A 20675-nucleotide genomic window follows, 5' to 3' on the forward strand; every position below is an offset into this window, starting at 1 on the left:
ATGCGCTCAGCATAGCGCCGATCAGCTGCGCTGGCAGCCGGCCGGTTGTCCTTGCCCCACCACTTTATGTTGTTGATCGTAGAGCCGGATCGATGGTCGCCAGCCAATGTGGGCGGCATGCAATTGGTAGCGCTCACCTGCATTGAATGCCTCGAAACGCACCTTCAACTGACAATCGCGCCATAACGGCTCGGTGTCCGGGCCGATGTTGGTCGGTTCCACCGTGAACTGGTAGCGCACCTTCAGCGCGTGGCTGCCAGGCTGGACTTCGAAATAGCGGTCATCGGCTACGGTTTTATCGTCGACTTCCAGTGCGAGCAGCGTCGTGTCTCGGTGGTGCTTGAGGTCGATCCAGGCTTGCGCCGGGTCGTGGGCGGGCAATCCGGCACAGCCTGCCACCAGCAGCAGTCCCGTAGTCAGCATGAACGCACGCATAGCGAAGCTCCAGACAGGCGAGATAGTCTTGCAATCAGACACTCACAGGATGATTCGATTTGGATAGGCTGCGTAGGAGCCATGGGTTACTTGATCGCGTTTTGCGGGTTTTGTTTCCGGGTGTGGTGTTTTTGGTGCTCAACGGTTGCACCAGCGTCAGCTATTACAGCCAGTTGGCCAGCGGGCAATGGCAGTTGTTGCGGGCGCGTGAGCCGGTGAGCGAGGTCATCGCCGACCCGACGCGCGACGCCACCCTGCGCGCCCATCTGGCCCAATCGCAAAAGGCCCGGACCTTTGCCAGCCAGCAACTGCACCTGCCGGACAACAAGAGTTATCGCCTGTACGCCGACATCGGCCGACCGTTCGTGGTGTGGAATGTGTTTGCCACGCCGGAGTTTTCCCTCAAGCCGCTCAACCATTGTTTCCCTGTCGCCGGGTGCGTGGCCCTACCGCGGTTACTACAGCCAGGGCGCGGCGCGAGGTGAGGCGGCGTTGCAGCGCCAGCAGGGCATGGACGTGTCGATTGGTGGCGTGGAAGCCTATTCGACCCTGGGCTGGTTCAATGACCCCATCATGAGTTCAATGATGAGCTGGGGCGACGAGCGCCTGGCCACGCTGATATTTCATGAGCTGGCGCATCAGCGGTTTTATGTGAAGGACGACACCGAGTTCAACGAATCTTTCGCCACTTTCGTCGAACAGGAGGGCACTCGCCAATGGCGCACGGCGCGCGGGTTGCCACCGGCCAGCAAGGCGCTGGTGCAGCAACGTACTCAATTCATCGGGTTGTTGCTGGACACCCGCGTACGGCTTGAACAGCTATACGCCCTGTCCCTGCCGGCCGAACAGATGCGCGTGCGCAAAGCCGCCGAGTTCGAACGTTTGCGCCGCGACTACCGAACCCTGCGCGACAGCCAGTGGGCCGGCGACACGCGTTTTGATGCCTGGATCAATGCACCGCTGAACAACGCCCGGTTGTTGCCGTTCGGGTTGTATGACCAATGGGTGCCGGCGTTTGCCGCGTTGTTCAAGCAGGTAGATGGGGATTGGGGGCAGTTTTATGCGGCGGTCGAGACGTTGGGCGCGTTGCCCGTAGAACAACGCAAGGCAGCGTTGAAGGTGTTGGCAAACAAGTAACCCTGTGGCGAGGGAGCTTGCTCCCGCTCGGCTGCGCAGCAGTCGTAAACCTGCGGATGCGGTCAAGCTGAAAAATCGCGCCGCATGACTTCCGGGCCGCTTCGCGCCCCAGCGGGAGCAAGCTCCCTCGCCACCAAAGCAGACCAGCCACTAACCCCGCAAAAACGCCTGATGCAACTCGGTCAATGTCTCGAAGTGATACGCCGGGGCTTCTGCGTTCAATTCTTCGTGGCTGCCGAAGCCATAACCCACTGCGGCGGCATCCAGACCATTGCGCTTGGCGCCGATCAAGTCGTGTTTACGGTCGCCGATCATCAGCGTGGTGGCCGGGTCCAGTCGTTCTTCGCTCAATAAATGAGCAATCAGCTCGACCTTATCGGTGCGAGTGCCGTCCAGTTCGCTGCCGTAGATCACCTTGAAGTGCCGATCAAAACCGAAGTGCCGGGCAATTTCCCGTGCGTAGATCCAGGGTTTTGACGTCGCGATGTACAGCTGTCGCCCTTGCCCGCCGAGGGTTTCCAGCAGCGGCGTGACACCGTCGAACACGCGGTTTTCATACAGCCCGGTGACTTTGAAGCGCTCACGGTAGAAGTTCACCGCTTCCCAGGCCTTGGCCTCGTCGAAGTCGTAGAACTGCATAAAGGCTTGCAGCAGCGGCGGGCCGATGAAGTGTTCGAGTTTGCTCAGGTCGGGCTCGTCGATCCCCAGTTTGCTCAAGGCGTACTGGATCGAACGGGTGATGCCCTCACGCGGGTCGGTCAGGGTGCCATCGAGGTCGAATAAAACGGTTTGGTAATGCATGAACATTCCTGAATAAGAGTCAGAGCCGGTCGTAGCCTTCGGCCAGATGCAGGTCTTTGAGCTTCACGTAGTTGGCCGCGCTGTAGGTGAAAAACGCCCGCTCCTTGTCAGTCAGCGTACGAACCTGTTTTACCGGGCTGCCGACATAGAGGAAACCACTTTCCAGGCGTTTGCCCGGTGGCACCAGGCTACCCGCGCCAATGATTACGTCGTCTTCGACCACCGCACCGTCCATGACGATGCTGCCCATGCCGATCAGGATCCGGTTGCCGACAGTACAGCCGTGCAGCATGACTTTGTGGGCGATGGTCACGTCATCGCCGATCAGCAGCGGGAAACCGTCCGGGTTGAAGGGGCCGGCGTGGGTGATGTGCAGTACGCAGCCATCCTGCACGCTGGTGCGTTGGCCGATGCGGATGCGGTGCATGTCGCCGCGGATGACCGTCAGCGGCCAGACCGAGCTGTCGGCGCCTATTTCGACGTCGCCGATCACCACCGCGGAGCCGTCGACAAAGGCGCCTTTGCCAAGCTTGGGGGTGTGGTTCTGGTACTTGCGAAGGGACACGATAGGCTCTCTCTCTGTTGCTGATAGCTGCGGTGAGCGTCGATTGTAATTAAGATGGCTGCATGTTTCTTCCAGCCAAGGTGCCAACCGTGAGCGTGAACAACCCTCTTTTGCAGCCCTACGACCTGCCGCCGTTCTCGGCGATCCGCGCCGAGCACGTACAACCCGCCATCGAACAGATCCTCGCGGACAACCGCACCGCTATCGCCGAGATCCTCAAGACCCAGGGCACGCAGCCTACCTGGGCCGGCCTGGTGCTGGCGATGGACGAGCTCAATGATCGCCTGGGCGCGGCCTGGAGCCCGGTCAGCCACCTCAATGCCGTGTGCAACAGCGCCGAACTGCGTGAGGCTTACGAGTCCTGCCTGCCGGCACTGAGCGCCTACGCGACTGAAATGGGCCAGAACCGCGAACTGTTCCAGGCCTATGAAGCCTTGGTAAACAGCGGCGAAGCGGCCGGTTTCGACGTGGCGCAAAACACCATTCTTGAACACGCACTGCGTGACTTCCGTCTGTCGGGTATCGACCTGCCAGAGGCTGAGCAAAAGCGTTACGCCGACGTGCAAAGCAAACTGTCGGAGCTGGGCAGCCACTTCTCCAACCAATTGCTCGACGCCACCCAGGCCTGGACCAAGCACGTCACCGATGAAGCCGCCCTCGCCGGCCTGACCGATTCGGCCAAGGCGCAAATGGCCGCCGCCGCCCAGGCCAAGGACCTGGAAGGCTGGTTGATCAGCCTGGAGTTCCCGAGCTACTACGCGGTGATGACCTACGCCCAGGACCGCGCGCTGCGCGAAGAAGTCTACGCCGCCTACTGCACCCGTGCGTCGGACCAAGGCCCGAACGCCGGTCAGAACGATAACGGCCCGGTGATGGAAGAAATCCTCGACCTGCGTCAGGAGCTGGCAAAACTCTTGGGCTTCGCCAGTTTCTCGGAGTTGAGCCTGGCCACCAAAATGGCTGAGTCCAGCGATCAGGTGCTGAGCTTCCTGCGGGATCTGGCCAAGCGCAGCAAACCTTTTGCCACACAGGACCTGGAACAGCTCAAGGCCTATGCCGCCGAGCAAGGTTGCCCGGACCTGCAAAGCTGGGACAGCGGTTTCTACGGCGAAAAACTCCGTGAACAACGCTACAGCGTCGCCCAGGAAGCGCTGCGTGCGTACTTCCCGATCGATAAAGTGCTGAGCGGTCTGTTCGCCATCGTTCAACGGTTGTACGGCATCGAAATCGCCGAGCAGACCGGTTTCGACACCTGGCACCCGGACGTTCGTCTGTTCGAAATCAAGGAAAACGGCCAGCACGTCGGCCGCTTCTTCTTCGACCTGTACGCCCGCGCCAACAAGCGGGGCGGTGCCTGGATGGACGGCGCCCGTGACCGTCGTCGCACCGCTGCGGGCGTTCTGCAAAGCCCGGTGGCCAACCTGGTCTGCAACTTCACCCCGGCCGACAGCGGCAAGCCTGCCCTGCTGACCCACGATGAAGTCACCACCCTGTTCCACGAGTTCGGCCATGGCCTGCATCACCTGCTGACCCGCGTCGAGCATGCTGGCGTGTCCGGTATCAACGGCGTGGCCCTGGGACGCGGTCGAGTTGCCGAGCCAGTTCATGGAAAACTGGTGCTGGGAGCCGGAAGGCCTGGCGCTGATCTCCGGGCATTACGAAACCGGCGAGGCACTGCCCCAGGACCTGCTGCAAAAAATGCTCGCGGCGAAGAACTTCCAGTCCGGCCTGATGATGGTGCGCCAGCTGGAGTTCTCGATGTTTGACTTCGAGCTGCACGCCACCCACGGCGATGGCCGTAGCGTGCTGCAAGTGCTTGAAGGCGTGCGCGACGAAGTCTCGGTGATGCGCCCACCGGCCTACAACCGCTTCCCTAACAGCTTCGCGCACATCTTCGCCGGCGGTTATGCGGCGGGTTACTACAGCTACAAATGGGCTGAAGTGCTGTCGGCCGATGCGTTCTCCAAATTTGAGGAAGAAGGCGTGCTCAACGCCGCCACCGGTCGCGCATTTCGCGAGGCAATCCTGGCGCGTGGCGGCTCGCAGGAGCCGATGGTGCTGTTCGTCGACTTCCGCGGGCGGGCGCCGTCGATTGATGCACTCTTGCGCCACAGCGGCCTCGACGAGGTCGCGGTAGCATGAGTGATGGGCCTGTGATTACCAAAAGACGCTTTATCGCCGGGGCTGTTTGCCCGGCATGCAGTGAGCCGGACAAGTTGATGATGTGGAGCGAGGACGCCGTACCGCACCGCGAATGCGTGGCCTGCGGTTACTCCGACACGCTCAACGAGCAAGGGCTGTCCGTGCCCAAGGAATTGGGGACGCGGGTCAATACTTCCGCGTTGAAAGTGCCGGACGCCAAGGTGCAGGCGGTGCAGTTTTTCCCGAACCCCAAGCTCAAGAAAAAGCCGGACGATCAGGCCTGATCGTCCACTGCGATGACGCTCGCCTTCCTGTCCGATGACAGGAAGGCGATAGTTATCTACCACCCTCTCACGGCGCTTCCTTTTTAGGCTGACGACTTGTTTCAGCCTCTATTCAAGGAAGACGTGATGCTTGAAAGCAATCCACTTTTGCAGGTCCACGGCCTGCCGCCCTATGCGGCTGTGCGCGCCGAACACCTGGTGCCCGCCATCGAACAGATTCTGGCCGATAATCGCCGTGCCACTAACCTGATTGTTGCCAGCCAGTCGGTGCTGCCGAACTGGGATGACCTGGTGTTGGGCATGGATGAATTGACCGCGCGTCTTGATGAGACGATGTCCGTTATTCATACCCTGGACCTGGTTGCTCATGCCGGTGACGCCTGGCGTAAGGCGCGCGCTGCGTGCGACGAATCGGTGGCGGTCTATAAAACCGGGCTGTTGCGCAATCGTGAGCTGTACCTGGCCTATCAAGCCCTGGCAGACAGCCCGCCCGCGCAGCACTTCGACGCCTCACGCCAGGCGGTTTTGAAGAAAATCCTGCGACGGTATCGGTTGTCGGGGGTTGATTTGCCGGCGGATCAACAGGCAACACTGGCTCGGCTCAACCGTGAAATATCGCTGCTCGGCGGTTTGTTTCTGCAGCAACTGGAGAACGCCGACAACGCCTGGAGCAAGCGGCTCAACCATGAGTCGTCGTTGGCGGGCCTGCCTGACGACCTTAAACAGCGCATGGCCGCCAAGGCCAGGGAAGCGGGGCATGAGGGCTGGCTGATCACGCTGGATCAGGAAACCTGGCGTCTGGTCATGACCTATGCCGAAGACCGTACCTTGCGCGAGGAACTGTTTATCGCCAACGCCACGCGGGCGTCGGATCAAGGGCCGCACGCCGGGCAATTCGACAATGGCCCGGTGCTTGAGCTGCTGCTCGCCAACCGTCAGCAAAAGGCCAGGCTGCTGGGGTACGCCAACTTTGCCGAGTTGAAGTTGGCAACCGAATCTGCGGAATCGGCCCGGCAGGTCGTGAATTTTTTACAGCGGCAACTGACGCTGGAGACACCACGTTTTGCCGAGGACACCCAAGCACTTGAAGCCTTTGCGGCTGAACAGGGGGTTGCCGATGTGCAGGCCTGGGACCTCGAGTTTTATGCGCAGAAACTGCGGCAGTACCAGCATGGTTCAGCGCTCAGCGGGGTTCGCGCCTATTTTCCACTGGACGGTACGTTGCACCGGTTATGCCGGTTCAGTGAACGTCTGTTTGGCATCGAAATCGTCGAGCAACAGCAGTTCAGCCGCTGGCATGAGCAGGTGCGCCTGCTGGAAGTCAGGGAGCATTCCCAGGTGATCGGGCACATTTACATCGACCCGTTTCACCGTCCGCAAGGGGACGACTATGCCTGGACGTCCACCCCGCGAAATCGTCGGGTGACCGCCGAGGGCCGGGTCAAGCTGCCGATGGCCATTTTGCACGGCAACTTTCCCGAGGGCGCGACGGGTCAGCCGTGTCTGCTCGATCACGTGCAAATGAGGGTGCTGCTTCATGAGATGGGCCACTGCTTGCAGCACGTACTGACGCGTTCACCGTATCGGCGGATTTCCGGCATCTCGGAGCTGGGGCGCGACACGGCCGAGTTCGCCGGGCAGGTCTTTGAACTATGGGGTTTATCCCGGGATTTTCTGCTGTGGATCGCGGCGCACCATCAAACTGGCGAGCGTTTATCCGAGGCGCGGGTTGACTCGATACTGGCGTCGATTCATCAACAGAGCAGTTGGCAAACCGCGCGGTTGTTGATGGGCGCCTTGTACGATTTTGAACTGCACCGGGGGTATGGCGATGGTCGTAGCGTGGCGTCGGTGTTTGCCCAGGTACGGGAGCAGTTTCCCCACCTTCGGCTGCCGGGCTACACGCGGTATGCCAACGGTTTTGACTACCTGGTGACCGGTTATGAGGCTTCGGTGTATGCCTACATATGGTCCGGTGTCCTGGCGACAGAAGCGTTCAAGCCATTTGAGGCGCGCGGGGTGTTCAGCACCGAAACCGGCAAGGCGTTTCGTGAGGCGATCTTCGCGGTGGGAGATTCGCGACCCTTGCTCGAATCCCTGGAAGTATTTCTCGGCCGATCAATGACGGGCAGTCTTTTCCCATCGTGATCATTGCCTGATGAAAACCCCCGGGTTCAGCACTCGGGGGCTTCTATTGTCGACGTGGATTACTCGCCGGCAGTTTTAAGCCAGCTCTTCATCGAGCAGGTGGCGAAGCGGCTGGTGCTGCAATCACCGTTGGCCAGGGCCGTGCGAAGTTTGTCGACATCGGCCTGCATCATGTAGCGAATGCCGTCCTTGAAGTGGCTACTGTCGCCAAAACCACCTTCGGTCATTTCTTTCAGGGCGTCTTCTTTGCTCCAGCCTTGAATCACCACCCGGTACATGGCGGACATCAAACCGGTGCGGTCCGAGCCATGTTTGCAGTGCATCAACACCGGGCCTTTGCTTTCGGCGCTCTGGATCGCCCGCAGCGTCGCGAGTACGTCGCTGTCATCGACATGATTGGTGCGGTACGGCATCTGTACCTGATTGATGCCGGGTGCCGACAACCAGTTCGAATCCGGTTCTGGCAGGAAGTTGATGACGGTCGCGACCTTGAGTTTTTCCAGCAACGGCACGGCCCCGCCATCAGGCAACGCGCTGCGATAGAGCGTCGGCGACATCTGGTAGAGGTTGTATTGCACCTCCACAGGCTGTGCCCATTCGGCCGGACGCGGGGAGCCGGCGTCGTCCGCCTGGGCCGCAGGAACCGCGAACAGCATCAGCAGCAGGCTGAGCACAGGGATGATGCGCAATGTCGGCATAGGTAGGGGCCTAAAAGACGAATGGAGGATCGGTGGGCAGCCTGCGGGAGGGGCAGTCAAAGGCCCGTGAGACGTCTGTCAAAAAGTCGTGAATCCACTCGCCCGACGTAGGGGTTACGGCAGTGTTCCAAGGTTTATTTGAGCTGAAACGATTAATCTTGATGCTTAGGCTGCTACCATTTGTAACTAATGATTACTGGCACGTCCTGTTCCATGGGGTCCTCCCCCGACCTTTTACGTGGCCAAAAAACGATAAGTCGCTCGTTGAAGCGACCTTCTACCCAATGCCTGATGAGGTGCACCCCCATGTCTGATCAAGATCGAGACAACCCGCGGCGTGAGTTTTTACGCAAATCCCTGACCTTGATCCCGGTGGTCACCGTCGCCAGCACAGGCTTTGGCAGCTCGGTGCTGATGGCTGCGCCTGACGCCGCACCGGCCAGCACCAGCAAGACGCCGGTCAACAGCGCTGCGTATCAGCCTGGCTACTTCACCGCACAAGAGTGGGCTTTCATTCAGGCCGCCGTCGCGCGATTGATTCCTGCCGATGAACAAGGCCCGGGCGCGCTGGAAGCCGGCGTGCCGGAGTACATCGACCGCCAAATGAATACGCCATATGCCGCCGGTGCGCTGTGGTACATGCAAGGCCCGTTCAATGCCGACGCCGCGCCGGAAATGGGCTGGCAGAGCAAATTGGTGCCCAAACAGATCTACCGCCTGGGCATCGCGGCGACGGATGCCTGGTCGAAAGCGTTCAACGGCAAAGTTTTTGCTGAGCAAGACAGCGCTACCCGAGACGATTTGCTCAAGCAACTGGAGGCCGGTACGCCGACATTCGACAGCGTGCCACCGAAGATTTTCTTCAGTTTGTTGCTGCAAAACACCCGGGAAGGGTTCTTCTGCGACCCGATCCACGGCGGCAACAAAGGCATGGTCGGCTGGACCCTGATCGGCTTCCCCGGCGCCCGCGCCGATTTCATGGATTGGGTGGAGCGCAACGAGCAGTACCCCTTCCCGGCAGTGTCGATTCGCGGCGAGAGGGCTTGAGCATGGCAACGGTAATGAAGAAGGTCGACGCGGTGATCGTCGGTTTTGGCTGGACGGGCGCCATCATGGCCAAGGAGCTGACAGAAGCCGGCCTCAATGTGCTGGCGCTGGAGCGCGGGCCGATGCAGGACACCTATCCCGACGGCAACTACCCACAGGTGATCGACGAACTCACCTACAGCGTGCGTAAAAAACTCTTTCAGGATGTCTCGAAAGAGACGGTGACCATTCGCCATAGCGTGAATGACATTGCACTGCCCAACCGTCAGCTTGGGGCGTTCCTGCCGGGTAATGGCGTGGGTGGCGCCGGCCTGCATTGGTCTGGCGTGCATTTTCGGGTCGACCCGATCGAGCTGCGCATGCGCAGCCACTACGAAGAGCGCTACGGCAAAAGCTTCATCCCCAAGGACATGACGATTCAGGACTTCGGCGTCAGCTACGAAGAACTGGAGCCGTTCTTCGACTATGCCGAGAAAGTCTTTGGCACCTCGGGCCAGGCCTGGACCGTGAACGGGCAAGTGGTCGGTGAAGGCAAGGGCGGCAACCCCTACGCGGCGGACCGTTCCAGCCACTTTCCGCTGGAGTCGCAGAAGAACACCTACTCCGCGCAGTTGTTCCAGAGCGCCGCCAACGCCGTCGGTTACAAACCCTACAACCTGCCATCGGCCAATACCTCGGGCCCGTACACCAACCCTTACGGCGCGCAGATGGGGCCGTGCAATTTCTGCGGGTTCTGCAGCGGCTATGTCTGCTACATGTATTCGAAGGCGTCGCCGAACGTGAACATTCTGCCGGCGCTCAAGCCGCTGCCGAATTTCGAGCTGCGGCCCAATTCCCACGTGCTCAAGGTCAATCTCGACAGCAGCAAGACCAAGGCCACCGGCGTGACCTACATCGACGGTCAGGGCCGCGAGATCGAGCAACCGGCGGACCTGGTGATTCTGGGGGCGTTCCAGCTTCATAACGTGCGGCTGATGCTGCTGTCCGGGATCGGCAAACCCTATGACCCGATCACTGGCGAAGGTGTGGTCGGGCGCAACTTTGCCTATCAGAACATGGCGACCATCAAGGCCTATTTCGACAAGGACGTGCACACCAACAACTTCATCGGCGCGGGCGGCAACGGTGTGGCGGTGGACGACTTCAATGCCGACAACTTCGACCATGGCCCCCATGGTTTCGTCGGCGGTTCGCCGATGTGGGTCAACCAGGCAGGCAGCCGGCCGATTGCCGGTACTTCAAATCCGCCGGGAACCCCGGCCTGGGGCAGTGCCTGGAAACGTGCTACCGCCGATTACTACACCCACCAGGTGTCGATGGACGCTCACGGTGCGCATCAGTCCTACCGTGGAAACTACCTGGATCTCGACCCTGTTTACCGCGATGCCTACGGCCTGCCGCTGCTGCGGATGACGTTCGACTGGCAGGAAAACGACATCAAGATGAACCGCTTCATGGTCGAGAAAATGGGCAAGATCGCCGAGGCGATGAACCCCAAGGCCATCGCCGTGATTGGCAAGAAAGTCGGCGACCATTTCAACACCGCGTCCTACCAGACCACCCACCTCAACGGTGGCGCGATCATGGGCACCCACCCGAAAACCAGCGCATTGAACCGCTACTTGCAGAGCTGGGACGTGCATAACGTCTTCGTGCCTGGCGCTTCCGCATTCCCACAAGGCTTGGGTTACAACCCTACGGGGCTGGTGGCGGCCCTCACCTACTGGTCGGCGCGGGCGATTCGCGAGCAGTACCTGAAAAACCCCGGCCCGCTGGTTCAGGCTTAAGGAGCGATGACCATGAAGACCCTCGTTATCGTGACCCTCGCCCTGCTCGGCAGTTGCTCGATCAGTGCTTCTGAAGATGATCAAGCGTTGATCAGGCAAGGCGAATACCTGTCCCGTGCAGGCGACTGTGTGGCGTGCCACACCGCCAAGGACGGCAAGCCGTTCGCCGGTGGCCTGCCGATGGAAACCCCGATCGGCACGATCTACTCCACTAACATCACCCCGGACAAAACCGGCGTGGGCGATTACAGCTTCGAAGACTTCGACAAGGCCGTGCGCCATGGCGTCGCCAAAAGCGGTAGTACGCTTTACCCGGCCATGCCGTATCCGTCTTATGCCCGTGTCACTGATACCGACATGCAGGCGTTGTATGCCTACTTCATGAAAGGTGTGGCGCCGGTTGCTCAAGTGAACAAGGACAGCGACATTCCATGGCCCTTGAGCATGCGTTGGCCGTTGGCCGGATGGCGCTGGATGTTTGCCCCGAATGTCGGGGCGTCTCAACCGGCCGTGGGTGAGGATGCAGTCGTCGGCCGTGGGGCGTATCTGGTGGAAGGGCTCGGACATTGCGGCGCGTGCCATACGCCACGAGCCCTGACCATGCAGGAAAAAGCCTTGAGCGCTGGCGAAAGCAGTGACTTTCTGTCCGGCAGTGCGCCGCTGGAAGGTTGGATCGCGAAAAGCCTGCGCGGCGATCACAAGGACGGCCTGGGCAGTTGGAGCGAGGAGCAACTGGTGCAGTTTCTCAAGACCGGTCGCAGTGATCGCAGTGCGGTGTTTGGCGGCATGAGCGATGTGGTGGTGCACAGCATGCAGTACATGAGCGATGCGGACCTCAGCGCGATTGCCCGCTACCTCAAGTCCCTGCCGGCCAATGACCCCACGGATCAGCCGCACGCGTACGACCAGCAGGTGGCCCAGGCGCTATGGAACGGTGATGACAGCAAACCAGGGGCGTCGGTCTACATCGACAACTGCGCGGCCTGCCACCGCACTGATGGGCACGGTTATACCCGAGTGTTCCCGGCGTTGGCGGGCAACCCGGTGTTGCAATCGGACGACCCGACCTCGCTGATCCACATCGTACTCAAGGGCGGCACCCTGCCGGCCACGCACAGCGCACCGTCGACCTTCACCATGCCGGCATTCGCCTGGCGCCTGTCGGATAAGGAAGTGGCCGAGGTGGTCAATTTTATCCGCACGAGCTGGGGGAATCGGGCATCGAAAGTTAACGCCAACGATGTCGAAAAGTTACGCAAAGATGATGTAAGTGATTCGTCGGTTATTGAAGCCGGGTCCGTGGCCGTGCACAACTAAACGGTCATGCAGTATCAGCACTCAACCTGCGGACGTTATGGCCATGGGTTGAGTGCTTGACGGTTAGTCAATCTGAATCATGGGCTGACAATACTGGAATAAGCCTTGGCCAAGGCCAGCAGCTTGGCTTTGTCCTGCTCGTCAATATCGCCATCACCGTCCACATCCTTGCGTACGGTATTGATATTAAAGGAATGACCGCCATCGTTTGAAACTGCGGTAATGAAAATGGAGTCCACCAATGCATCGGTGGCTACTTGATTGACGGGGTCCCATTGCGACTCTTTACGCGCCAGTTGCATCGAAACCATTGCTTCCTGCGGATTAGCAGGAGACGGGCGAAGTAATTGCAGAAAGATACCGCGTTGATTGAAGAACGACATAAGTAAATCCTTTTACTGTTTCAGTTGGTTGAGTGTTACCTGTGCCGAAGATAGTACGAGGGATATTGGAAAGTAGACCACTGTGTATATGTTTCGTTGATTTGCACTTAGTTGTTATATAGCAACTAACAATACGCTTCAGGCTCTGAAGCTGCCGAACGGCACTGGTCCAATGCTGGGCACTCGGATACTGTATGTGCATACAGCTAGCAGGTTGCTCCCGATGACCACTCCCTTGCCACCTCGCGGTCGCGGCACCGCGACCAACCCGCACAATCGCTTTGCTCCCAAGATCTCGGTGGCAGAGGACGATGGCTGGTATCAAGAAGCACCGCTGACCCAAGGCACCGAGGTGCGCATTGAAACAGCGAAAACCATCATCACCCGCAACAATTCGCCCGACCTGCCCTTCGACCGCTCGATCAACCCTTACCGCGGCTGTGAACACGGTTGCATCTATTGTTATGCACGCCCCAGTCACGCCTATTGGGACCTGTCACCGGGGCTGGATTTCGAAACAAAACTGATCGCCAAGACCAATGCCGCCGATGTGCTGGAGCAGCAGCTTTCCAGGCCGGGCTATCAGTGCGCGCCGATCAATCTGGGGTCCAACACCGACCCTTATCAGCCGATCGAGCGGGAACACCGGATCACGCGGCGAACCCTGGAGGTGCTGCTGCGTTATCGCCATCCGGTCACGATCATCACCAAGGGGTCGCTGATCCTGCGCGACCTGGACCTGCTCGTCGAACTGGCGCAGCAACGGCTGGTGGCGGTGATGATCAGCTTGACCACCCTGGACGATGAACTCAAACGCATTCTCGAACCCCGGGCCGCGGCACCCAAGGCACGGTTGCGCGCCATCCGCGTGATGCGCGAGGCAGGCATTGCGGTGGGTGTGTTGTGCTCGCCGATGATTCCGATGATCAATGACAGCGAACTCGAAAGCCTGCTCACCCAGGCCCATGCTGCCGGGGCGCAGAGTGCCGCTTACATGATGTTGCGCCTGCCCCTGGAAGTGGCGCCGTTGTTTGAGGAATGGCTGGCGGCGCACTACCCGCAACGCGCCGCTCATGTGCTGAGCCTGATTCGCCAAAGCCGTGGGGGTGAACTGTATGACAGTCGGTTTGGGGTCCGAATGCGCGGCGAAGGGCCGTTTGCCGATTTGCTGGCGCAACGTTTTGCCAAAACCATTAAACGCCTGGGGCTCAACCGTCGCGAAGGCTTCGACCTGGATTGCCAGGCGTTTTGTCCGCCGGGCCGTCAGATGTCGCTGCTCTAGGCGCGAGTGGCCTATGGTTGAGTGGTGCAAAAAGGCAGCGTTTTTAGGCTGGTCACGTTTTGTGTGACCTGGAACGCACGTTCTAGAGCGTTTCATTCAGTTTGAGTTAAGTTTCGGCCGCTACCTTGTTCATCGAGTGACCGACTGGTCGAGGTAAAAGGGCTGTATATTTTTTAATCAGGTGCTGGTTTCGTACCGGACAAAACGGGAAGATTCCCTTACTCCGCCAAAGAGGATGAATTATGAGTGACAAGGATAAACAGCCGTTGGCTGCGTCGGCTTCTGCCCTCCCCGAGGCCGAAAGCGCCGATGCAGCGCTGCAGCATATCGTTGACGGCTTTCTGCACTTTCATCACGAGGTCTTCCCGCAACAGGAGGAACTATTCAAGAAGCTCGCCACGGCCCCAGCGGCCCCGTGCAATGTTCATTGCTTGCGCCGACTCGCGCATCGTTCCTGAGTTGATCACCCAAAGCGCCCCCGGCGACCTGTTCGTGACCCGCAACGTCGGCAATGTGGTGCCGCCGTACGGTCAGATGAACGGTGGTGTATCCACCGCCATCGAGTACGCGGTACTGGCGCTGGGGGTGCAGCACATCATCATCTGCGGGCATTCTGACTGCGGCGCGATGCGTGCGGTGTTGAACCCGCAAAGCCTGGAAAAAATGCCCACGGTCAAAGCCTGGCTGCGGCACGCCGAAGTGGCGAAAACCATGGTTCAGGACAATTGCCATTGCGCTGACGAAAACGAAAGCATGCACGTCCTCACCGAAGAAAACGTGATCGCACAGTTGCAGCACTTGCGCACTCACCCTTCGGTGGCTTCGCGCATGGCCAACGGTCAGCTGTTTATCCATGGCTGGGTCTACAGCATCGAAACCAGTGAAATCAAAGCGTACGACGCCGATCAAGGGTGCTTCCTGCCGCTGGATGGCAGCCACCCCATTCCCATGGCGACGCCCAAAGCGCGCTTCTAAAACCTCCTAAACACCTTGCCTGGCCAGGTCGAGGCCGCTGAAAAGCGGTCGGGCTTTGCCACGCCTGAAGAAACCTCAGGGAGCGTCATCATGCGTGCTGTGCAATGGAAAGTTGTTTTGCCACGGGAGTTACTGGCCTCCGTGGTGGTGTTTCTGGTCGCCCTGCCCTTGTGCATGGGCATCGCCATCGCATCCGGCATGCCGCCCGCGAAAGGGCTGATTACCGGAATCATCGGTGGTCTGGTTGTCGGCTGGTTGGCCGGTTCGCCCCTGCAAGTCAGCGGCCCGGCGGCCGGGTTGGCGGTGCTGGTGTTCGAGTTGGTGCGCCAGCATGGCATGGCCATGCTGGGGCCGATTCTGCTGCTGGCCGGGTTTCTGCAACTGCTGGCCGGGCGGTTTCGCCTCGGCTGCTGGTTTCGGGTGACCGCCCCGGCCGTGGTCTATGGAATGCTGGCGGGGATCGGCGTACTGATCGTGCTGTCGCAGTTGCATGTGATGCTCGACGGCTCGCCCAAGCCCTCGGGGCTGGATAACCTCGCCGGGTTCCCGGCCGCACTCGCCGGGGCGTTGCCGACAATGGGCGGCGGGCTGGGCTGGCAGGCCGGTTTACTCGGGCTGTCGACGATTGTGGTGATGTGGCTGTGGGAAAAGTGTCGTCCACAAGCGCTGCGCTTTGTTCCAGGGGCACTGCTGGGGGTTGGTCTGGCGACGGTCGCCAGTCTGCTGCTCGCGCTACCGGTCAAACGGGTCGAAGTCCCGGCGAACCTGGCCGAAGCGATAGATTGGCTGCGGCCTTCGGACCTGCTGAACCTGGCCGATCCGGCGCTGCTGGTCGCGGCATTCGCCGTTGCCTTTATTGCCAGCGCCGAAACCCTGTTGTCGGCGGCAGCGGTCGATCGCATGCACAACGGTCAGCGTTCGGATTTCGACCGCGAACTGTCTGCCCAAGGCGTAGGCAACATGCTGTGTGGCCTGCTGGGCGCCTTGCCGATGACGGGCGTGATCGTGCGCAGCTCGGCGAACGTTCAGGCTGGGGCCACCACGCGGCTGTCGGCGATCTTCCATGGGGTATGGCTGCTGGCGTTTGTATTGTTGCTATCGAGTGTGCTGCAAAGCATTCCGGTGGCCAGCCTGGCGGGCGTGCTGGTGTACACCGGCGTGAAACTGGTGGACCTCAAGGCGTTTCGCGGCCTGGGCCGTTACGGCCGGATGCCGATGTTCACCTACGGGGTGACGGCGCTGGCAATCATTTTCAGCGACCTGCTGACCGGGGTATTGATCGGATTCGGCCTGACCCTCGCCAAACTGGCGTGGAAGGCATCGCGGCTGAAAATCAGCCTGGTCGACCTGCCTCGCGACGGTGAAATGGAACTGCGACTGACAGGCGCTGCCACCTTCCTCAAGGTGCCGGCACTGACTCAGGTACTGGGGACGATTCCCGCAGGCGCGACCGTGCACGTACCGCTGAGCCACCTGAGCTACATCGACCACGCCTGCCTGGAATTGCTCGAGGAGTGGGGACGGGCCAATGAAAGCAAGGGCTCGAAACTGGTGATCGAGGCACGGGGGTTGAAGCGGCGGCTTGAAGGACGGTTGCGAACTACGGCGGGGGTAGGCTCAGCCGGATAGGTGACCGTGTGGGAGCAGGCCGGGCAGTGTTGCGTTTGCTTGCGAAGGCGGTAAGCCAGTCGACATCCCTATTGAATGATTGACCGCCGTTGTCGGATCTCAGCCTGGAGCAAGCCGGCTGTGGTTCAGTTGGATCAGGCTGCCGGCTGATCGAGTTCCAGGCCCACGCCTAACTGGCGTGACAGGCACGGCCAGCGTTTCCATGCGGCGCCGGTGTCCGGGCTATTGAGTTTTTCGCGGTAGGCTTCGACGGATTCCAAGGCGAAGCTGTCTTCATCGAGCATGGCGTCGACGGCGTGATGCACGGCCTCATCCAGCTGGTTGGCGAAAGCTTCGCCGATCAGTTGGTGGGCAATCAGGTTGGCGACAGTCATGTCCAAGGGGATCAGTGGCTGGCCAAAGTGCTTGATATAGAGGTCGTTGACCTCTTCAACCAGGCGGTGCGCGAGGTAGGCTTCGTCCAGCAGGCTGTCGAGCCCGACGTGGCCGGCCATGATGGCGGGCGGCTGGATGAAGAACTGCTCGGCAATTTTCAGCACCGGTTTGATCTGGGATTCGATACCCGCTTCGCGTGCGACATCATTTGCCGCGTCCAGCAGGTCCGGTACTTGTTCTATATAAGCAGTGACAAAACGGGTCATGACGCCTTTGGCGTCGACATCCGGCAATTGAATGGCGGAGTGAAGGTGCGGTAATTGAATTTCCAACTGACGCGTCAGTTGGCCAGTTTCGGTTTCATGGTGTTGGGCACGTTGTATCTGCTCGCGCAATGCGGCGGTGTTCATGAAAACTCCAGGGAACAAAGGCAGTGAAATAGGGAGAACATAAGTTAGCCTGCTTATGAAAACTGCTAAGACGGTTTTGTCATAATTAATTAATCCTTATACGCCTGCGTTATATCGGTTCGCCAGTATTCACCTCTGCATCCTTCTCCATTCAAGGCCTCTGGCGCAAGTCCAGGGTGTTTCAGTTGATTTACGCCACTGCGTTGCGAGGTCTGAGTCGCTGTCTATACTCGGGTTTGTATGGAGTTAGCTGATGACGCCCGGCTGCATGTGCAGCGAGGGCTCGGCGGTTTAAGTTCGTCGTCTGGGCAGCCGATCCCTTGGCCGCAGGTGAAAACCGGCGGGATAACAAGAACGATAAGGGGAACCCGCAATGATGCGACATCCACGAGTCTGGATGGGCCTCCTGTTGTGGTCGGTTTTCAGTCAGGCGCACGCTGCCTGGACTGTGAATATGGCGCCTGGAGCGACTGAAATCAGTCACGCAGTGTTTGATCTGCACATGACCATCTTCTGGATATGTGTGGTGATCGGCCTCATCGTCTTCGGCGCCATGTTCTGGTCGATGATGGTTCATCGGCGTTCCACCGGCCAGGTGGCGGCCAAGTTCCACGAAAGCACCACCGTCGAAATCCTCTGGACCGTCGTTCCCTTCATCATCCTTGTGGCCATGGCCGTGCCTGCCACGGCCACCCTGATCAGGATGTACGACACCAGCGAACCGGACATTGATATCCAGGTCACCGGTTACCAATGGAAGTGGCACTACAAATACCTGGGCCAGGATGTCGAGTTCTTCAGCAACCTGGCCACCCCGCAAGAACAAATCCATAACAAAAGCGCCAAGGGCGAACACTACCTGCTGGAAGTCGACCAGCCGCTGGTGCTGCCGGTGGGGGCCAAGGTGCGTTTTCTGGTGACCTCCGCCGACGTGATCCACTCATGGTGGGTGCCGGCGTTTGCGGTCAAGCGTGATGCAATTCCCGGTTTCGTCAACGAAGCCTGGACCCGCATCGACAAGCCCGGCCTCTATCGTGGCCAGTGCGCCGAGCTCTGCGGCAAGGACCACGGCTTCATGCCGATCGTGGTCGAGGCCAAGACCAAGGCCGATTACGACACCTGGCTGGCCGACCGCAAGGCCGACGCCGCCAAGCTCAAGGAGCTGACCAGCAAAGAATGGACCCTGGACGAGCTGAAGGAACGCGGCGACAAGATTTATCACACCACCTGCGCGGCCTGTCACCAGCCTGAAGGCCAGGGCATGCCGCCGCTGTTCCCGGCACTCAAGGGTTCACCGATTGCCACCGGGCCGAAAGAAGACCACCTGCACCGCGTGTACTTCGGCAAACCCGGCACCGCCATGGCGGCGTTCGGCAAGCAGCTGTCGGAAGTCGATATCGCCGCCGTCGTGACCTACGAGCGTAACGCGTGGGGTAACAACAAAGGCGACATGGTCACGCCTAAAGACGTACTGGCCCTCAAACAGGCGCAAAGCAAATGACCCGGTCTATTGCGTGTTCCCGTGAATGCTTGTGGCTTGCCGCCCCAAGCCACCCAGCCCACCCGGTTGCAGGAGTCAGGCCATGAATGCTGTGAGCGATGACCACGGTCATGCCATCGTCGATGACCACGCCCACGGCCCTGCCAAGGGCCTGATGCGCTGGGTGCTGACCACCAACCACAAAGACATCGGCACGCTGTACCTGTGGTTCAGTTTCACGATGTTCCTGCTCGGCGGCTCGTTCGCCATGGTGATACGCGCCGAGCTGTTCCAGCCGGGGTTGCAGATCGTCGAACCGGCGTTCTTCAATCAGATGACCACCATGCACGGCCTGGTGATGGTCTTCGGTGCGGTGATGCCGGCGTTTGTCGGCCTCGCCAACTGGATGATCCCGCTGATGATCGGCGCGCCGGACATGGCCCTGCCGCGCATGAACAACTTCAGTTTCTGGCTGCTGCCGGCCGCATTCCTGTTGCTGGTTTCGACCCTGTTCATGCCGGGCGGCGGGCCGAACTTCGGCTGGACCTTCTACGCGCCGTTATCCACCACCTATGCACCGGAAAGCGTGACGTTCTTCATCTTTGCCATCCACCTGATGGGCATCAGCTCGATCATGGGCGCGATCAACGTGATCGCCACCATCCTCAACCTGCGTGCGCCGGGCATGACCCTGATGAAAATGCCGCTGTTCGTCTGGACCTGGCTGATCACCGCGTTCCTGCTGATCGCGGTGATGCCGGTGCTGGCGGGCTGCGTAACCATGATGCTGATGGACATCCACTTCGGCACCAGTTTCTTCAATGCCGCCGGTGGCGGTGACCCGGTGCTGTTCCAGCACGTGTTCTGGTTTTTCGGTCATCCCGAGGTGTACATCATGATCCTGCCGGCGTTCGGTGCCGTCAGCTCGATCATTCCGACCTTCGCGCGCAAACCGCTGTTCGGCTACACCTCGATGGTTTACGCCACGGCCAGTATTGCCTTCTTGTCGTTCATCGTCTGGGCGCACCACATGTTCGTGGTGGGCATTCCGCTGGTGGGCGAGCTGTTCTTCATGTACGCAACGCTGCTGATCGCGGTGCCTACCGGGGTCAAGGTGTTCAACTGGGCCAGCACCATGTGGCAAGGCTCGTTGACCTTCGAGACACCGATGCTGTTTGCCGTGGCGTTCGTGATCCTGTTCTCCATTGGCGGGTTTTCCGGGTTGATGCTGGCCATCGCCCCGGCGGACTTCCAGTACCAGGACACCTACTTTGTGGTCGCGCATTTCCACTACGTGCTGGTGCCGGGGGCGATCTTCGGGATCTTCGCCTCGGCCTATTACTGGATGCCGAAATGGACCGGCCACATGTACGACGAAACCCTCGGCAAGCTGCACTTCTGGCTGTCGTTCATCGGCATGAACATGGCCTTCTTCCCGATGCACTTCGTGGGGCTGGCGGGCATGCCGCGGCGGATTCCGGACTACAACCTGCAATTCGCCGACTTCAACATGGTGTCGTCGATTGGCGCTTTTACCTTCGGCGCGACGCAGATTTTCTTCCTGTTCATCGTGATCAAGACCATCCGTGGCGGCCCGCCCGCCCCGGCCAAACCGTGGGAAGGTGCGGAAGGCCTGGAGTGGAGCATTCCATCTCCGGCGCCATACCACACCTTCACCACGCCGCCGGAAGTGAAATGAACAGCCTTTCTTGTGTGGGAGCGAGCTTGCTCGCGATGAAGGCGGCTCGGTGTGTCAGACGCGCCGCTATCGCGAGCAAGC

The 20675-nt window shown here is 60.0% G+C and carries 15 protein-coding genes and 3 pseudogenes; 12 read left to right on the forward strand and 6 right to left on the reverse strand.

Translation table 11 applies throughout. From position 1 onward, the window contains the following. Positions 1-21 precede the first annotated feature (21 nt). Positions 22-435: a hypothetical protein gene (locus AABM54_RS00220; protein WP_347902982.1), complete on the reverse strand. Its 414-nt coding sequence runs from the start codon at positions 433-435 to the stop codon at positions 22-24. A gap of 59 nt (positions 436-494) precedes the next feature. Here AABM54_RS00220 and AABM54_RS00225 point away from each other — a divergent pair. Beyond that, a pseudogene (locus AABM54_RS00225) lies at positions 495-1572 on the forward strand (aminopeptidase). 150 nt (positions 1573-1722) lie between these two features. Here the strand turns inward: AABM54_RS00225 and AABM54_RS00230 are convergent. Together AABM54_RS00230 and AABM54_RS00235 are read right to left on the reverse strand one after the other, a co-directional pair. Further along, complete coding sequence (locus AABM54_RS00230; protein ID WP_347902984.1) at positions 1723-2373, reverse strand: HAD family hydrolase; 651 nt, start codon at positions 2371-2373, stop codon at positions 1723-1725. A 19-nt stretch (positions 2374-2392) separates the two neighbouring features. Then, the gene (locus AABM54_RS00235; RefSeq protein ID WP_347902986.1) at positions 2393-2938 is read right to left on the reverse strand and encodes a gamma carbonic anhydrase family protein; all 546 of its coding nucleotides are present in this window, start codon (positions 2936-2938) and stop codon (positions 2393-2395) included. Between the two features lie 62 nt (positions 2939-3000). On the opposite strand from AABM54_RS00235, the pseudogene prlC reads away from it, so the two are divergent. From prlC to AABM54_RS00250, 3 genes and pseudogenes are all read left to right on the forward strand, one after another. Beyond that, a pseudogene (gene prlC, locus AABM54_RS00240) lies at positions 3001-5080 on the forward strand (oligopeptidase A). Then, the gene (locus AABM54_RS00245) at positions 5077-5364 is read left to right on the forward strand and encodes a YheV family putative zinc ribbon protein (protein WP_347902987.1); all 288 of its coding nucleotides are present in this window, start codon (positions 5077-5079) and stop codon (positions 5362-5364) included. Before prlC ends, AABM54_RS00245 begins: the two are co-directional and overlap by 4 nt. Positions 5365-5490: 126 nt before the next feature. Further along, the gene (locus AABM54_RS00250) at positions 5491-7512 is read left to right on the forward strand and encodes a M3 family metallopeptidase (RefSeq protein WP_347902988.1); all 2022 of its coding nucleotides are present in this window, start codon (positions 5491-5493) and stop codon (positions 7510-7512) included. A gap of 59 nt (positions 7513-7571) precedes the next feature. Here the strand turns inward: AABM54_RS00250 and AABM54_RS00255 are convergent, their stop codons facing one another. After that, positions 7572-8210: a tyrosine-protein phosphatase gene (locus AABM54_RS00255; protein WP_347902990.1), complete on the reverse strand. Its 639-nt coding sequence runs from the start codon at positions 8208-8210 to the stop codon at positions 7572-7574. 306 nt (positions 8211-8516) lie between these two features. Between AABM54_RS00255 and AABM54_RS00260 the strand changes: the two genes are divergently transcribed. From AABM54_RS00260 to AABM54_RS00270, 3 genes are read left to right on the forward strand one after another with little or no spacing between them, the layout of a single operon-like run. After that, complete coding sequence (locus tag AABM54_RS00260) at positions 8517-9257, forward strand: gluconate 2-dehydrogenase subunit 3 family protein (RefSeq protein ID WP_347902991.1); 741 nt, start codon at positions 8517-8519, stop codon at positions 9255-9257. Between the two features lie 2 nt (positions 9258-9259). Then, a complete protein-coding gene (locus AABM54_RS00265) occupies positions 9260-11044 on the forward strand; it encodes a GMC family oxidoreductase (RefSeq protein WP_347902992.1) in 1785 nt (594 codons plus the stop codon). Positions 11045-11056: 12 nt separating this feature from the next. Continuing rightward, positions 11057-12361 (forward strand): cytochrome c, encoded by a 1305-nt coding sequence (locus AABM54_RS00270; protein ID WP_347902993.1) that lies wholly within the window; start codon positions 11057-11059, stop codon positions 12359-12361. Between the two features lie 77 nt (positions 12362-12438). Here AABM54_RS00270 and AABM54_RS00275 read toward each other — a convergent pair whose 3' ends face one another. Continuing rightward, a complete protein-coding gene (locus tag AABM54_RS00275) occupies positions 12439-12744 on the reverse strand; it encodes a hypothetical protein (protein ID WP_347902994.1) in 306 nt (101 codons plus the stop codon). Between the two features lie 223 nt (positions 12745-12967). On the opposite strand from AABM54_RS00275, the gene AABM54_RS00280 reads away from it, so the two are divergent. The 3 genes and pseudogenes from AABM54_RS00280 (at position 12968) to AABM54_RS00290 (ending at position 16630) form a co-directional block, all read left to right on the forward strand. After that, positions 12968-14026 (forward strand): PA0069 family radical SAM protein, encoded by a 1059-nt coding sequence (locus tag AABM54_RS00280; RefSeq protein ID WP_347902995.1) that lies wholly within the window; start codon positions 12968-12970, stop codon positions 14024-14026. Between the two features lie 242 nt (positions 14027-14268). After that, a pseudogene (locus tag AABM54_RS00285) lies at positions 14269-15001 on the forward strand (carbonic anhydrase). Between the two features lie 90 nt (positions 15002-15091). Then, on the forward strand, positions 15092-16630 hold the full coding sequence (locus AABM54_RS00290; RefSeq protein ID WP_347902996.1) for a SulP family inorganic anion transporter: 1539 nt from the start codon (positions 15092-15094) through the stop codon (positions 16628-16630). Positions 16631-16764: 134 nt separating this feature from the next. On the opposite strand, the gene AABM54_RS00295 is transcribed toward AABM54_RS00290, so the two are convergent. After that, a complete protein-coding gene (locus AABM54_RS00295) occupies positions 16765-17415 on the reverse strand; it encodes a hypothetical protein (protein WP_347902998.1) in 651 nt (216 codons plus the stop codon). A 373-nt stretch (positions 17416-17788) separates the two neighbouring features. Here AABM54_RS00295 and coxB point away from each other — a divergent pair, with 373 nt between their 5' ends. After that, positions 17789-18916 (forward strand): cytochrome c oxidase subunit II, encoded by a 1128-nt coding sequence (coxB, locus tag AABM54_RS00300; RefSeq protein ID WP_347902999.1) that lies wholly within the window; start codon positions 17789-17791, stop codon positions 18914-18916. A gap of 82 nt (positions 18917-18998) precedes the next feature. Next, positions 18999-20594 carry a cytochrome c oxidase subunit I gene (gene ctaD, locus AABM54_RS00305; RefSeq protein WP_347903001.1) on the forward strand — a complete coding sequence of 532 codons (1596 nt, stop codon included), beginning with the start codon at positions 18999-19001 and terminating at the stop codon, positions 20592-20594. Positions 20595-20675: the final 81 nt, after the last annotated feature.

It is taken from the genome of Pseudomonas purpurea (genome assembly GCF_039908635.1).
GTDB classification, from domain to species: Bacteria; Pseudomonadota; Gammaproteobacteria; order Pseudomonadales; family Pseudomonadaceae; genus Aquipseudomonas; species Aquipseudomonas purpurea.